Origin of the sequence: Plantactinospora sp. CA-290183 (genome assembly GCF_050936375.1) — a bacterium.
Classification (GTDB): Bacteria; Actinomycetota; Actinomycetes; order Mycobacteriales; family Micromonosporaceae; genus Plantactinospora.
In genome coordinates, this window is sequence record NZ_JBNJMX010000011.1 from 90,770 (window position 1) to 105,351 (window position 14,582).

General features: G+C 73.6%; 11 protein-coding genes and 4 pseudogenes. 11 read left to right on the forward strand and 4 right to left on the reverse strand.

The annotated features are described in order from the left end of the window. Positions 1–4: 4 nt before the first annotated feature. Entirely contained in the window at positions 5–1,270 is a 1,266-nt protein-coding gene (locus ACQEUR_RS17915) for a sensor histidine kinase (RefSeq protein ID WP_433032176.1), read from the reverse strand. Positions 1,271–1,438: 168 nt separating this feature from the next. Between ACQEUR_RS17915 and fabG the strand changes: the two genes are divergently transcribed. The 4 genes and pseudogenes from fabG to ACQEUR_RS17935 all read left to right on the forward strand — a co-directional run bounded on the left by fabG (position 1,439) and on the right by ACQEUR_RS17935 (position 4,976). Next, a complete protein-coding gene (gene fabG, locus ACQEUR_RS17920; RefSeq protein WP_433032178.1) occupies positions 1,439–2,143 on the forward strand; it encodes a 3-oxoacyl-ACP reductase FabG in 705 nt (234 codons plus the stop codon). 48 nt (positions 2,144–2,191) lie between these two features. Beyond that, positions 2,192–2,958 (forward strand): annotated as a pseudogene (gene fabI / locus ACQEUR_RS17925) (enoyl-ACP reductase FabI). Positions 2,959–3,048: 90 nt separating this feature from the next. Continuing rightward, positions 3,049–4,131 carry a ferrochelatase gene (locus tag ACQEUR_RS17930; RefSeq protein WP_433032181.1) on the forward strand — a complete coding sequence of 361 codons (1,083 nt, stop codon included), beginning with the start codon at positions 3,049–3,051 and terminating at the stop codon, positions 4,129–4,131. A 65-nt stretch (positions 4,132–4,196) separates the two neighbouring features. Beyond that, the gene (locus ACQEUR_RS17935) at positions 4,197–4,976 is read left to right on the forward strand and encodes an HAD-IIA family hydrolase (protein WP_433032184.1); all 780 of its coding nucleotides are present in this window, start codon (positions 4,197–4,199) and stop codon (positions 4,974–4,976) included. A gap of 105 nt (positions 4,977–5,081) precedes the next feature. Here the strand turns inward: ACQEUR_RS17935 and ACQEUR_RS17940 are convergent, their stop codons facing one another. Continuing rightward, positions 5,082–5,873, reverse strand: coding sequence for a hypothetical protein (locus ACQEUR_RS17940; protein WP_433032187.1), 792 nt, complete (start codon positions 5,871–5,873; stop codon positions 5,082–5,084). Between the two features lie 97 nt (positions 5,874–5,970). Between ACQEUR_RS17940 and ACQEUR_RS17945 the strand changes: the two genes are divergently transcribed. Further along, the gene (locus ACQEUR_RS17945; protein ID WP_433032190.1) at positions 5,971–6,783 is read left to right on the forward strand and encodes a DUF3097 domain-containing protein; all 813 of its coding nucleotides are present in this window, start codon (positions 5,971–5,973) and stop codon (positions 6,781–6,783) included. An 11-nt stretch (positions 6,784–6,794) separates the two neighbouring features. On the opposite strand, the gene ACQEUR_RS17950 is transcribed toward ACQEUR_RS17945, so the two are convergent. Continuing rightward, complete coding sequence (locus ACQEUR_RS17950) at positions 6,795–8,144, reverse strand: serine hydrolase domain-containing protein (RefSeq protein ID WP_433032193.1); 1,350 nt, start codon at positions 8,142–8,144, stop codon at positions 6,795–6,797. Positions 8,145–8,284: 140 nt separating this feature from the next. On the opposite strand from ACQEUR_RS17950, the gene ACQEUR_RS17955 reads away from it, so the two are divergent. The 6 genes and pseudogenes from ACQEUR_RS17955 to ACQEUR_RS17980 all read left to right on the forward strand — a co-directional run. Beyond that, positions 8,285–8,755, forward strand: a complete 471-nt coding sequence (locus tag ACQEUR_RS17955) for an NfeD family protein (RefSeq protein WP_433032196.1) — start codon at positions 8,285–8,287, stop codon at positions 8,753–8,755. Between the two features lie 5 nt (positions 8,756–8,760). Continuing rightward, positions 8,761–9,870, forward strand: coding sequence for an SPFH domain-containing protein (locus ACQEUR_RS17960; RefSeq protein WP_433032199.1), 1,110 nt, complete (start codon positions 8,761–8,763; stop codon positions 9,868–9,870). 224 nt (positions 9,871–10,094) lie between these two features. Beyond that, positions 10,095–10,895, forward strand: coding sequence for a hypothetical protein (locus ACQEUR_RS17965; RefSeq protein ID WP_433032202.1), 801 nt, complete (start codon positions 10,095–10,097; stop codon positions 10,893–10,895). Positions 10,896–11,007: 112 nt separating this feature from the next. Then, entirely contained in the window at positions 11,008–11,886 is an 879-nt protein-coding gene (locus ACQEUR_RS17970) for a TrmH family RNA methyltransferase (RefSeq protein WP_433032205.1), read from the forward strand. Positions 11,887–12,001: 115 nt separating this feature from the next. After that, positions 12,002–12,726, forward strand: a pseudogene (locus ACQEUR_RS17975) (PucR family transcriptional regulator ligand-binding domain-containing protein); the annotation flags it as partial. A gap of 84 nt (positions 12,727–12,810) precedes the next feature. After that, positions 12,811–13,786: pseudogene (locus ACQEUR_RS17980) on the forward strand (PucR family transcriptional regulator); the annotation flags it as partial. Between the two features lie 115 nt (positions 13,787–13,901). On the opposite strand, the pseudogene ACQEUR_RS17985 reads toward ACQEUR_RS17980, so the two are convergent. Next, a pseudogene (locus ACQEUR_RS17985) lies at positions 13,902–14,582 on the reverse strand (hypothetical protein); the annotation flags it as partial.

Genomic DNA, 14,582 nt, shown 5'->3' on the forward strand with positions numbered 1-14,582 from the left:
CCGATCACGAGATCGTCTCCTCCGTCCGGTGCGGCAGGTGCGCGGTCACCGCGTACCCCTGTTCGGTGGGGCCGGCGGTGAGGGTCCCGCCGAGCAGCCGGGCCCGCTCCCGCATGCCGGTCAGCCCGTGCCCCTCGCCCCGGCCGGTGCCGGCGGGCGGCCCGGCGCTGGCCGGACCGTTGTCCACGGTGACGGTCAGGGCCCGCTCGTCGCCGCGCAGCGCGACCCGGACCGCGCCGCCCGGGGCGTGCCGGGCGGCGTTGGCCAGCGCCTCCTGGATGATCCGGTACGCGGCCAGCCCGACCGGCGCCGTCGTGCCGGCATCCGTCGCCGGCAGCCCGCCGAAGGTCACCGACATCCCGGCCCGACGGGCCGCCTCGACCAGTTCGGGTACCTCGGCCAGGCCGGGTTGCGGCGAGGTCTGCGGCGCGGCCGGCTCGCTGCGCAGCACGCCGAGCAGCCGGCGCATGTCGGCCAGCGCCTCCCGGGCGGCGCCGGCGATCGCGGAGAACTCCGAGCGGGCCGGGTCGGGCAGCGCGGCGAGCCGGTACGGGGCGGTCTCCGCCTGCACCGCGATCATGGACATGTGGTGCGCCACCACGTCGTGCATCTCCCGGGCGATCCGGGTCCGTTCCTCCAGCACCGCCCGCCGGGCCTGCTCCAGCTCGCTGCGTTCGGCCTGTTCGGCCAGGGCCCGCTGGCTCTGCCGACGACGTCGCACCTGGTCACCGAGGATCACCGTCACGGCGAAGAGCACGGTCACGCCGTGCGCGTTCTCGGGGTGCGGCATGAGGAGGTAGAGCGGCAGCAGGCTGAACAGGCCGGCCCAGGCGGCGACGCCGCTGTCGGCGCGGGCGGCCAGCAGGAAGAGCAGGAAGATGAAGCCGAAGATCTGCACCGGGTTCCACGGCCAGCCCTCGCTCGGGGTGGTGCCCAGCGCGCCGAGGAAGAGCATCGGGTAGCTGACCCGCCAGGCGAGCAGGGGACGGCGCGGGGCCAGCGCCGGCGGCAGGGTGGAGCCGGCCCCGAGCAGGAGCGCGACGAACTGACGGGTGCCCCGCTCGTCCACCAGGTACTGGGAGGCGGCGACGGTCAGGCCGATCAGCGCGAGCAGGAGCAGCGGCGTCAGATAGGGCTGCCCCCGCCGCCACCAGCGCCGCCACCGACCGGGCGGCCCGACCGGCGGGGCCGGCGGATAGTCCGGGCCGGCCAGCAGCCGACCGAGGTCGGCCAGTACGCCGTGCAGCCGGCCCGCGGTGGCGTTCTCCATCACCGGCCAGGGTACGGGCGGCGGATCTGCACCGTCGTGCCCCCAGGGGACGATTCCGCACGTCATACCCCGGTATCACGTGCCCCGGTTAGGGCTTACCTGCCGGTAGCGCCTAGTCTCCATCGCGCACCACGCGCATCATCCGTACGTCCGCGAGGAGGACAGACCGTGGCCCGAACAGTGCTGGTGACCGGGGGAAACCGCGGCATCGGGCTGGCCGTCGCGCAGGCCTTCGCCAAGCAGGGTGACCGGGTGGCGGTGACCCACCGTGGCAACGCCGCACCGCAGGACCTCTTCGGCGTCCGGTGTGACGTCACCGACAGTGAACAGGTCGACGCGGCCTTCTCGGCGGTCGAGGCCGAGTTCGGGCCGGTCGAGGTGCTGGTCGCGAACGCCGGCATGACCGCGGACACCCTGCTGATGCGGATGTCCGAGGAGCAGTTCAGCACCGTGCTCGACACCAACCTCACCGGCGCCTACCGCTGCGCCAAGCGCGCCGCCACCAAGATGGTCCGGGCCCGGTGGGGACGCATGATCTTCGTCTCCTCGGTGGTGGGCCTGTCCGGCGGCGCCGGCCAGGTCAACTACGCGGCGAGCAAGGCGGGCCTGGTCGGCGTCGCCCGCTCGATCACCCGCGAGTTGGGCGCCCGCAACGTCACCGCGAACGTGGTGGCGCCCGGGTTCATCGACACCGACATGACCCAGGTGCTCTCCGAGGAGCGGAAGGCCGAGATCCGCAAGTCCATCCCGGCCGGCCGGATGGCCAGCGCCGACGAGGTGGCCGGGGTGGTGACCTGGCTCGCCTCCGACGCCGCCGGCTACGTCTCGGGTGCGGTCATCCCGGTCGACGGCGGCCTGGGCATGGGCCACTAGCCGCCCACCGACTCAACCTTCGACCACGAGCGCATGGAGGATCTGCACGTGTCTGGACTGCTGGCCGGCAAGCGGCTGCTCGTCACCGGTGTGATCACCGACCAGTCGATCGCGTTCTCGGTGGCGAAGCTCGCCCAGGAGAACGGCGCCACCGTCGTACTCACCGGCTTCGGCCGGATGTCGCTGGTCGAGCGGATCGCCAAGCGGCTGCCCGAGCCGGCTCCGGTGATCGAGCTGGACGTGACGGACAGCGAGCAGCTCGGCGGCCTCGCGGAGCGGGTCCGTGAGCACGTGGACGGGCTGGACGGGGTCGTCCACTCGATCGGCTTCGCGCCGGCGAGCTGCCTGGGCGGGGGCTTCCTGGACGCGCCGTGGGAGGACGTGGCGACCGCGGTGCACGTCTCGACGTACTCGTACAAGTCCCTGGCGATGGCGGCGCTGCCGCTGATGAGCCCGGGCGGTGCCGTGGTCGGCCTCACCTTCGACGCCACCAAGGCCTGGCCGGTGTACGACTGGATGGGCGTGGCCAAGGCCGGGCTGGAGTCCGCGTCCCGCTATCTCGCGCTGCACCTGGGCCCGAAGGGGATCCGCAGCAACCTGGTCTCCGCGGGCCCGCTGCGGACATGGCGGCACGGTCCATTCCCGGCTTCGAGCAGTTCGAGAACGCCTGGGCCGAGCGGGCGCCGCTGGGCTGGGAGCTGACCGACCAGGAGCCGGCGGCCCGGGCCTGCCTGGCGCTGCTCTCCGACTGGTTCCCGGCCACGACCGGCGAGATCGTGCACGTCGACGGCGGCTACCACGCCCTCGGCGCCTGACGTGTAAGGAAGGGCCCCTTCTTATCGCTTTCGGTATAGGAAGGGCCCCCTCCAAACCGTTCGGCCCCGCCGGGCGGGGACAATGGAACCATGGCGTACGACGCGGTTGTGTTGATCTCGTTCGGCGGGCCCGAGCGGCCCGAGGACGTCCTGCCGTTCCTGGCCAACGTGACCCGGGGCCGCAACGTGCCGCCGGAGCGGCTGGCCGAGGTGGCCGAGCACTACCAGCACTTCGGTGGGATCTCACCGATCAACCAGCAGTGCCGGGACCTGCTCGCCGCGATCCGGGCCGACTTCGCCGCCCACGCGCTGGATCTGCCGGTCTACTGGGGCAACCGCAACTGGCACCCGATGCTCGCCGACACCGTCGCCCAGATGCGCGACGACGGCATCCGTTCCGCGCTCGGCTTCGTGACCAGCGCCTACGCCGGCTACTCGTCCTGCCGGCAGTACCGGGAGGACATCGCGGCGGCGCGGGCGGCGGTCGGCCCCGACGCTCCGGCGATCGAGAAGCTGCGGCAGTACTGGGACCACCCCGGATTCGTCGAGCCGCACGCCGACGCCGTGGCCGCCGCACTGGGCACCCTCGACCCCGGCCGGCGGGCGAGCACCCGGCTCGTCTTCACCGCCCACTCGGTCCCGGTGAGCATGGCCGCCACCGCCGGACCCGACGGCGGCCGGTACGAGGCGCAGCTGCGCGAGACCGCCGGACTGGTCGCCGCGGCGGCCGCCCCGGACCTGCCGTACGACCTGGTGTGGCAGAGCCGGTCCGGCCCGCCCCACGTGCCGTGGCTGGAACCGGACATCAACCGCCACCTGCGGACGTTGGCGGCCGACGGGGTCACCTCGGTCGTGGTGAGCCCGATCGGGTTCGTCTCCGACCACCTCGAGGTGGTGTGGGATCTGGACACCGAGGCGGCCGCCACCGCGAAGCAGCTCGGCCTGGACTTCGTCCGGGCGGGCACCCCCGGCACCGACCCGAGATTCGTCGGGATGGTCCGGGAGCTGGTGACCGAGCGGCTCGATCCGGCGGCTCCGCTTGACCCGACCGGTTCGCTCAACCCGACCGGTCCGCTTGACCCGGGCGAAACGGCGCCGCGACGACGGCTCGGTACGCTCCCCGACTGGGACACCTGCCAGACCGGTTGCTGCCGGCCGGCCCGGCGTCCCTGACCAGCGCAGACCAGGAGAGCGATGATCCAGCGAGACCTGCCAGTTTTCCGCCCGGGAGCACCGGCGTGACCGATCGCAAGCCGGTGGAGAGCTGGCTGACCGACATGGACGGCGTGCTGGTGCACGAGGGACAGCCGGTGCCGGGAGCACCGGAGTTCGTCAGCCGGTTGCGCTCCTCCGGCAAACCCTTCCTGGTGTTGACCAACAACTCGATCTACACGCCCCGGGACCTGCAGGCGCGGCTGAACCGGATGGGGTTCGAGGTGCCGGAGCGCGCGATCTGGACCGCCGCGCTGGCCACCGCGCAGTTCCTGGCCGGCCAGCGCCCGGGCGGGACCGCGTACGTCATCGGCGAGGCCGGCCTGACCACGGCGATGCACGCGGTCGGCTACGTGCTGACCGACTACGCCCCGGACTACGTCGTGCTGGGGGAGACCCGGACCTACAGCTTCGAGGCGATCACCAAGGCGGTCCGGCTGATCGACGACGGGGCCCGGTTCATCTGCACCAATCCGGATCCGACCGGCCCGTCGACCGAGGGCGCCCTGCCGGCCGCGGGCTCGGTGGCCGCGATGATCTCCAAGGCGACCGGGGTGGAGCCGTACTTCGTCGGCAAGCCGAACCCGATGATGATGCGCTCGGCGTTGAACACCATCGACGCGCACTCGGAGACGACCGCGATGATCGGTGACCGGATGGACACGGACATCCTCTGCGGGCTGGAGGCGGGCCTGGAGACGATCCTGGTGCTGACCGGGATCAGCGCCCGGGCCGAGGCGGAGCGCTATCCGTACCGGCCGTCCCGGATCGTCTCCTCGGTCGCGGACCTGATCGACGAGATCTGACCGGCGCCCGCCGGCTCCGGCCCCGCGCCGAACCGTCCCATCCGGCTCAGTCGTCCAGGCAGGACAGTTGTGGGGGCAATCCCGGCGTCCGGGACGAGTGTGCCGCTAGAGGCACAGTGGGGCGTTGCAGGCGGCGACCACCGCTCGCCGGCAGGCGGCGGTGAGCGGACGCAGCGCGGCGTCGCGCTGCTGTGCCTCGTAACCGTTGATCGAGCCGCCCGGTGCCGCGTGCTCGGCCAGCGCCAGCACCTGGTCCAGCACGCTCGCCCGGGCGAAGAGCCGGCGGGACCGCGGGTCGAAGCCGGGCGGCAGGTCGACGCCGTTGTCCGGGCGGCGTAGCGCGGCGAGCGCCCCGGCCAGTTCGGGACGCCACTGGGCGACGTCGAGCCGGGCCAGCGCGGCGGTCGCCTCGGCCAGGGTGGTGGCCAGTTCCGCCTCGGCCTCGGCGGCGCCCGGGCCGCCGAGCGAGGCGGTCGGCGCGGTCTCCGGCAGCGGGTGTACCCGCCACAGCACGGTCTCGAAGGTCACTCCGGACCCGGAGGTGTGACTGCGTACCTCCGGGATCACACCGAGACCACGGGCCACCACGGCCTCGCCGGCCAGCAGCGCGGCGGCGGCGAACGGTCCGGGGCCGGGCAACCCGCGCGGGTCGCCGGGGGCCGGCAGCACCAGTCGGATCTCGTCCGGCGAGAGCTTCGAGAACATGGCCAGCGCGTCGCGGAGCGGCACGTCGGTCCAGGTGCCCGGAGCATCGGCGACGAGGTGTTCCTCGTCGCCGGCGATCTCGTCGGCGATCTCGTCGTACGGCACCAGACCGGCGCGCCAGGCCCGTACCCAGGCCACGAACCGGCTGGACCGGCGCACGGCGATGGTCGCCGCGCCCGTTGCGGGGGACATGCGGCTAGGGTACGTGCTCGCCGCGACGCTGTCTCGTGTGCTGACAGGGCGGCGCGTCTGCGCGACCGACCGCCGCGTCGGGGTTAGCGTCGCGGCCATGGGGAGGATGTACGGCGATGACGTGCTCGCCGGGAACTGGCGACGGCGCAGGGTGGTACCCGAGGTGGACGCCGAACCGGACCTGGTCGTGGAGGACGCCGATTCGGGCTTCTGTGGCGCGGTGGTCGGTTTCGAGGCGGGTGCGGTGGTTCTGGAGGACCGGCACGGCCGGCGGCGCAACTTCCCGTTGCTGCCGGCGGCGTTCCTGCTCGACGGTCAGGTGGTGACGTTGCGCCGGCCGCAGCCCCGGGCGGCACCCGCGGCCCGGCAGCGGACCGCCTCCGGTTCCGTCGCGGTGGCCGGGGTGCGCGCCCAGGTGGCCAAGGCGAGCCGGATCTGGGTGGAGGGCATCCACGACGCCGCCCTGGTGGAGCGGATCTGGGGCGACGACCTGCGGATCGAGGGCGTGGTGGTGGAGCCGCTGGACGGCATCGACGCGCTCGCCGAGCACGTGCGGGACTTCGGTCCGGGGCCGCAGCGGCGACTGGGGGTGCTCGTCGACCATCTGGTGCCGGGCTCCAAGGAGAGCCGGATCGTCGCCGCGGTCACCTCGCCGCACGTGCTGGTCACCGGGCACCCGTACGTGGACGTGTGGCAGGCGGTGAAGCCGGGCGCGCTCGGTATCGGGGCATGGCCGGTGGTGCCGCCGGGACGCCCGTGGAAGGAGGGCGTCTGTGCGGCCCTCGGGGTGGCCGAGCCCGCCGCGATGTGGCGGCGGATCCTCTCCCGGGTGGACAGCTTCCAGGACGTGGAGACGCCGCTGATCAACGCGGTCGAGCGGCTGATCGACTTCGTGACCGTGCCGGACTGACCGGGGCGGCCTCAGCCGAGGTCGTCCGGGTGCCGGGTGAAGACGAACGTCGCGATGTCCAGCGCGGTGACCGCGCCGGCGGCGTCCCGGCGTACCGCGATGGTCTCGCCGTCGTTCATCCCGGACCGGCCCCGCCAGCGGCCCGTGCCGTCCCGGCCGAAGCGCCAGCCCGCCCCGCCGGCGGGTGCCGGCAGGGTGAAGACCAGCTCGTCGTCGGTGGGGTCCCAGGCCACCTCGTATTCCCGACCCATCCACCACCAGGTGCCGGTCAGTTCGGCAACCTCCGGGGTGGGTGCGGCCGTCGCGGGCCGCCAGGGCCGGGCCGGCGCCGGCTCCAGGTCGAGTACGGTGCTGAGCACCCGGCGGCCGAGCGGGGACAGGGCGCCGGTGCGCAGGCCGTACGCGTTGGCGAACCCGACCACCGCGGTCCGGGAGGGCCGGTGCACCGACAGGGTCGCGAGGTAACCCGGCATCGACCCGCCGTGCCCGGCGAACACCCGCTCGCCGACGCGGTGCAGTTCGAGTCCGAGGCCGTATCCGGCGGTCCACGAGTCGAGGTCGCTGAGGGAGACCGGTACGCACATCTCGGTCAGCGTTCCGGGATCGAGGATCCGCGGATCCGGGTCGGCGAGGAAGGCGGCCCACCGGGCCAGGTCGGTGAGGGTGGCCCAGAGCTGCCCCGCCGGTGCCATCGACCCGGTGTCGGTACGGGGTTCCTCCCGCAGCGTCCCGTGCCACGGGTGTACGACGTAGCCGCGCGCGAACGGCTCCTCCGCCTGGTACGACGTGCGCACCATCCCCAGTGGACCGAGCAGTTCCGCCTGGACGAGCTGCCACCACGACGTCCCGGTGACCCGTTCGAGGACCGCCCCGAGCACCCCGTACGCCAGGTTGGAGTAGTGGAAGACGCGGTGCGGCGGGTACGCCAGTTTCTCGGCGGTCAGCCCGGCGAGCAGGGTGTCCACGTCGACGCCGGTGGACCGTTCCCACCACTGGCCGTCCGGCTCCCGTTGCAGGCCGGCGGCGTGGCCGAGCAGCTGGCGCAGCCGTACCGCGCCGAGCGGGGTACCGGGCAGGTGCCGGTCCAGCGGGTCGTCCAGGCCGAGCCGTCCGGCGTCGCGCAGCCGCAGCAGCAGCACCGCCGTCATCGTCTTGGTGATCGAGCCGATCCGGTACTGGGTGTCCGGATCGGGCGTCGGCGTCCCGCCGGCGGTCGCGACGTGGTCGAGTCGGCCTTCCCGGACCACTCCGAGGATCAGCGAGGGCGCCCTTCCGGCTGCCTGGGCCTGGCCGGTGAGGGCGTCGATCCGGCGGGCGGTTTCCGGCAGCAGCCGGCCGGGTTGCGGGGACAGGGCGGCCATGGTCGCGCGCCTTCCTTTCAGTGGGGGCGGGTACGGGACCTCCACGATGAATCCGAGCAAAGGCCCGCAGACAGGGAGCTTACCGGCGTTTACGATCTTCGCTGTTCGCCGTGCGTGCCCGGGCGTGACAGGATAAATGTGTGGAGCCACTGCTGTGGATCGTATTGGGCGTCGTGCTGGTCGTCGCGGAGATCTTCACGACCACGCTCTTCCTGGTGATGTTCGGCATCGGCGCCTTCGCCGCGGCCGGCGCCGCGGCGCTGGGCGCGCCCTTCGCGATCCAGGCCCTGGTGTTCGCGGGTGTTTCCGCGGCGACCCTGCTGCTGGCCCGTCCCACCATCCGGCGGCACCAACAGTCCGCACTGGTCAGCGGTGAGCAGCCGTTCGGCGTCGAGGCGATCGCCGGCAGCACCGCGCTGGTGTTGGACCGGGTCGACGCCGACGGCGGCATGGTCAAGATCGACGGCGAGATGTGGGGCGCCCGTTCGTACGACGCCACCCAGGTCTTCGTGCCCGGCGAGCGGGTACGGGTGATCGAGGTCAAGGGCGTGACGGCCCTGGTCTGGCGGGACGACCTTTCTTCCAGTGCACCACCAGATATCGAGAGGTGAGCGGTATGGACATCGCGCTCGCTGTGTTGCTCGGCGCCGTGGCCCTGATCGTGGTGGTCACCCTGGTCCGGGCGGTGCGGATCGTGCCCCAACAGCGGCAGGACGTGGTCGAACGGCTGGGCAAGTACAAGCGCACGCTGAGCCCCGGCCTCAACCTGCTGGTGCCGTTCATCGACGCGGTACGCACCAAGGTCGACATGCGGGAGCAGGTGGTGAGCTTCCCGCCCCAGCCGGTGATCACCTCGGACAACCTCGGCGTCTCGATCGACACCGTGCTGTACTTCAAGGTCGCCGACGCGGTGAAGGCCACCTACGAGATCTCCAACTTCCTGCAGGCCATCGAGCAGTTGACCGTCACGACCCTACGTAACGTGATCGGCTCGCTCGACCTGGAGCGGGCGCTGACCAGCCGGGATCAGATCAACCGGCACCTGTCCGGTGTGCTGGACGAGACGACCGGACGCTGGGGCATCAAGGTGACCCGGGTGGAAATCAAGGCGATCGAGCCGCCGCCGAGCATCCGTGACTCGATGGAGAAGCAGATGCGCGCGGAGCGGGACCGCCGGGCCGCGATCCTGAACGCGGAGGGGCAGAAGCAGTCGCAGATCCTCACCGCCGAGGGCGACAAGCAGGCCGCGGTGCTGCGCGCCGACGGTGACCGGCAGGCCCGGATCCTCCAGGCGGAGGGGCAGGCCAAGGCGATCCGTACCGTCTTCGACGCGATCCACCAGGCCAACCCGAGCCAGAAGGTCCTCGCCTACCAGTACCTTCAGGCGCTGCCGGAGATCGCGAACGGCACGGCCAACAAGGTCTGGATCGTGCCGGCCGAGCTGAACAAGGCGCTCGAGGGGCTCGGCGGCGCGCTCGGCGGGCTGAGCCAGATGGTCGGCGACGAGCCGCGCGCCGCGGTCGACTCGGCGGCCGTGGAACGGGAGGCGGCGGAGGCCGCCGAGGCCGCCGCTGCGGCGGCCCGGCAGGTCAACGACGAGGTACGCGCCGCGGAGGCGCAGGTGAATGCCCGGTCCGGCCCGCAGGGGCTGCCGGCACCCGAGCCGGTCCCGCCGGCCAGCCTGACCGGCGAATCTACTGTGGAGAGCCGGCCGGAGCGGGCCTGAGCACCTAATTCGCCGAAGCGTCGGCGTGGCGCCCCGGCGCCTGACACCATCGTCGTAGCGGCGGGTGGTGACCAGGAGCCGGGGCGTCATATCGGATGCGCCCACGCCCCACCCGCAGACCCCTTGAGCGAGGTGACGGCGTGCTCCACCCCTCGAACCCGAAGAACCACCCCTGCGACCCCAGCCGCGAACAGCCGGCACCGAAACGGACTATCCGCACCGCGATGGCGCCGACGGTCGGGACGGGCTCCAGCGTCGGATTCAGTACGGACCGGGCCGGCGGGCGATGGCCGTACGGCGGCTTCGCACTGCTGCCGTTCGTGGTCGAATCCGGACCTGGCCGGCCGGCCACCGACGCCACCTGGTCCTGGACGCTGCGCCGGTTCGGTCGGGCGGCCGTCTGGCTGCTCCCCGCATACGCCATTGTGTACGGTTCGGTGACGCTTGTCGGATCCGGCTCCGCGCCGTTCGTCGTCGACCGCCGACCGGGGTACCTGCTGGGCTGGATCGGCGCGCTCTGGCTCGGCGTACTCGCGCTGATGGCCCTGACCAGCCTGCTGGCCACCACCCGGGCCCGGGCCATCGCCACCGCGGGACTGCTGGTCGGGGTCGCCGGGATGATGCTGCTGCTCCCGTACGGCGGTTTTCCCGGGGCGGCGTCGGACGCCGGTACGGCGGGTCGGGTCATCGCGCTGACCGGGGCCGCGCTCTACTCCCTCGGCTGGTTCCTCAGCGGCCTGGCGCTGTTCCGGTCGGGCGTCTTCAGCCAGTCCGACGGCAGCCTGTTGATGATCGCCGCCCCGCTGCTGGGTGCCGGCGGCATGCTGGCGGCGGCGCTGCACGGTCTCGGTGCGATGTTCGCGCTCGCCGCCGGCATCGGGGTGGCCTGGCGTGCCGGCCGGTTGGCGCCCCGGGTCGGCCGGGCCAGGCTGGTCAAGGCCAGTACGGCCGGCGCGGTCGCGGCGAGTGTGGCCGCCGGTGCCGCCCGGGGCGTCGCCGCGACCGGACCGGCCGCCACCACCTGACCCACTCGCCGGCCCCGGCACCCCGGCCCGCCCGGCGACCGGCGGGGCCCGCCCGCTGCCGCGCTCCGACCGGGCGGCAACCCGGTGCGGCGGGCGGGAGAGAATTGCCGACGTGCCCGAAGAGACCATTCCGCTCCCGTCGACCGTCGAGTCCGCGCCCGGTGGTGCCGGCGTACCGGTCGGGGGTGCCGTGGAGATCACCGATCCGGACGACCCGCGGATCGCCGACTACCGGGCGCTGACCGACGTCGAACTGCGGACCCGCTGGGAGCCCCCGCACGGGCTCTTCATCGCCGAGGGCGAGCTGGTGCTCCGCCGGGCCGTCCGGGCCGGTTACCGGCCCAGGTCCTTCCTGGTCGACGCCAAGCGGGTCGACCAGCTCGGCGACCTGGCCACCGCCGGCGCCCCCGTCTACGCGGCCAGCCCCGCCGTGCTCGAACAGGCCACCGGCTTCCACGTGCACCGGGGGGTGCTCGCCTCGTTCCACCGGCGGGAGCTGCCGACCCCGGCCCAGGTGCTCGCCGCCGCCCGCCGGGTGGTCGTGCTGGAGGACGTGAACAACCACACCAACCTCGGCGCGATCTTCCGGGCGGTGGCGGGGCTCGGCGTCGATGCCGTGCTCCTCTCGCCCTCGTGCGCCGATCCGCTGTACCGGCGCAGCGTGCGGGTCAGCATGGGGGAGGTGTTCGCCGTGCCGTACGCGACGCTCGACCCCTGGCCCGGCGGGCTCGCCGGGGTCCGCGCGGCCGGCTTCACGGTGCTGGCGATGACCCCGGCCCCGGACGCGGTGCCGATCCAGCGGCTCGACGCGGCGCAGCGGGCCCGCTCCGCGCTGCTGCTCGGAGCCGAGGGCGCCGGGCTGACCCGGGCGGCCATGGACGCCGCCGACGTCCGGGTGGTGATCCCGATGCGGCGCGGCGTGGACTCGCTCAACGTCGCGGCCGCCACGGCCGTCGCCTGCTGGGAGCTGGGCCGCGACGACCCGATCTGAGGGCGATGCGGCCGCGCCGGCCGGTGGGACGTGACGCCGAGCCGCCGCGGACCCCCGGGTCCCGGGTGGTCGCCGCCCCGACCCTGGCCCGGACCCGGGCGGTACCGTCGTGCCCGTGTTTCCCACCGTGCGTGAGGTGCTGGCCCTCGACCCGGTCCGGCACGGCGGTCCGCTCGGCGGCCGCCGGCCGCCGCGGGCCTGGACCGGCTCGTCCGCTGGGTGCACGCCGCCGAGGTACCGGACATCGCCGCCCTGCTCAGCGGCGGTGAGCTGGTCCTCACCACCGGCATCGGCCTGCCCGGCGACGACGCCGGGCTGCGCGCCTTCATCGACGAACTCGCCGACGTCGGGGTCTCCGGGCTCCTGGTCGAGCTGGGCCGCCGCTACCGGGCGGCGGTGCCGAGGGCGATGGTGTCGGCGGCGCAGCGGCGCAACCTGCCGCTGGTCGAGCTGCGCCGGGTGACGCCGTTCGTCCCGATCACCGAGGCGGTGCACGCGCTGATCGTGGACGCCCAGCTCACCGAGCTGCGGGCGACGGAGGAGATCCACCAGCGGTTCACCGAACTCTCCGTGGAGGGGGCCGAGCCGGCCGAGGTGGTACGGCAGGCGGCGGAGCTGACCGGCTGCCCGGTGGTGCTGGAGAACCTCTCCCGGCAGGTGCTCGCCTACGACCCCGCCGGACAGAGCGCGGACCTGCTGCTGCGGGGCTGGGAGCAGCACTCCCGGCGGATCCGGCAGGCCGAGCGGACCGCGTACGACCCGGACGCCGGCTGGCTGGTGACCACCGTCGGTGCCCGGGGGCAGGACTGGGGGCGGCTGCTGCTGCGCTGGCCGGGCGGGACGGTGCCGGTCGACTCCGGCGTGGAACCGTCCGCCGACCCCGGCGGGCAGCCGCCGGCCCACCCCGTCGCCGGGACGTCGCCGGCCACCCCGCCGCGCCGGTTCACCATCCTGGTCGAGCGGGCCGCCTCCACCCTGGCGCTGGGCCGGCTCCTGCGCCGGGACGCCGAGGGGTTGGAGCGGCAGATCCACCACAACCTGCTCACCGCGCTGCTCGACCACACCCGCCCGGTGGACGAGGTGGCGCTGCGGGCCAGGGCGCTGGGCGTGCCGCTGGACCGCCGCCACCTGGTCGGCGTGGTGGTCCGGTACCGCGCCGACGGGCCGGATGCCGGCCGCGCCGGGCCGGTCCTGGCGCCCGGTACCGCCGCCGCCCAGGCGCGGCTGCGCGACCTGGCCGAGGAGGTCGGCCAGGCACTGCAGGACCGGGCTGAGCGGGCTGGCCAGCGCGCTGGACGAGCACGCCGTCGGGGTCGTGCTGGCGCTGCGGGACGCCGCCGGTGAGGACCGGGCGTTGGCCGCCTTCGCCGCGGCCCTGGACCGGGTACGCCTCGACGCGCTCGCCCCGGCGGTCCGCCCGTACGCCGGCGCTCCCGACGGGGTGATCATCGCGGCCGGTTCCGGGGTGGGCACCGTACGGGAGGTGCGCCGTTCCCTCCTGGAGGCCCGCCAGGTCGCCGACGCGGCCCGGCGTGGCCGGCGGGACCTGCCCGTCTTCCGGCTGCCGCACGTCGGGCTCGCCGGGCTGCTGCACCTGCTGCGGGACGAACCGAGGGTGCAGACCTTCGTCGAGCGGGAACTCGGCCCCCTGCTGGCGTACGACGCGGAGCATCCCCGGGAGCCGCTGCTCGGCACGTTGCGCGGTTACCTGGAGAGCGGGCGGAACAAGTCCGCCGCGGCGACGGCGGCGCACCTGTCCCGGCCGGCGTACTACGAGCGACTGGCGCGGATCGGCCGGATCCTCCGGGCCGACCTCGACTCGGTGGACGACTGCCTCTCGCTGCACGCCGCCCTGCTCGCCCTGGACGCCATCCGCGACGACGGCCCGGGACGGGTCTGAACGCGCGGCACCGACGCCCGTCCCGGACCCGGTTGATCGCGGTGATCAGGGAGTGGAGTGCGCGGCGCGCCGACGACACGCCAGAACAGCTCCCTGATCACCGCGATCTTGTGGGTCAGGAGATGGCGGTGAGGGCCTTGGCGTAGGTGGGCGGGACGAAGTGCGGGCCGGCCGGGGTGAGCACGTCGGTCGCGTTCGCCGCGCTCCACGCCTGCGCCGGGACGGCCGCGAGGAGGGTACGGACCACCGCGGCGTCCCGCCAGTCGGGGTGCTCGGCCACCAGGCCCAGCGCGACCACGGACTCCTCCACCTCACCGACGCACTCGAACGGCTTGTGCGCGTCGATGCCGAGCAGTTCCAGGTAACCGGGGGTCTGGGCCGGGTCGTCGAGCAGGTCCGCGCCGAAGATGTGCACCAGCCGGGCCCGGGGCATGAACGGGGCCAGCGCCAGGAAGATGAACCGGCACTTCGGGCAGTGGCCGCACCACCGGGCGCTCGGGTCGCTCAGCTTGAACGCCGCGTTGCAGCTGGTCACCACGTCGTCGTACCGGGTGAACTGGGCGAACAGCCGGGCGATGTGCAGCTCGGAGAGCGGCCGCAGCAGCGAGAAGTAGGGCTCGGCCAGGCCCGCGTGGCCGGCCAGCGCGGCCCGGAGCAGCCCCTCGGCCTCGATGCCCTTGGACCACTGGTGGTTGACCTCGTGACCGTTCCAGATCAGGTTCGGATCGGAGGCGGACCGCTCGTTGGACATCACCACCGGTCCCAGCCCGTGCAGTACGGCGGTAGCCACCGAGAC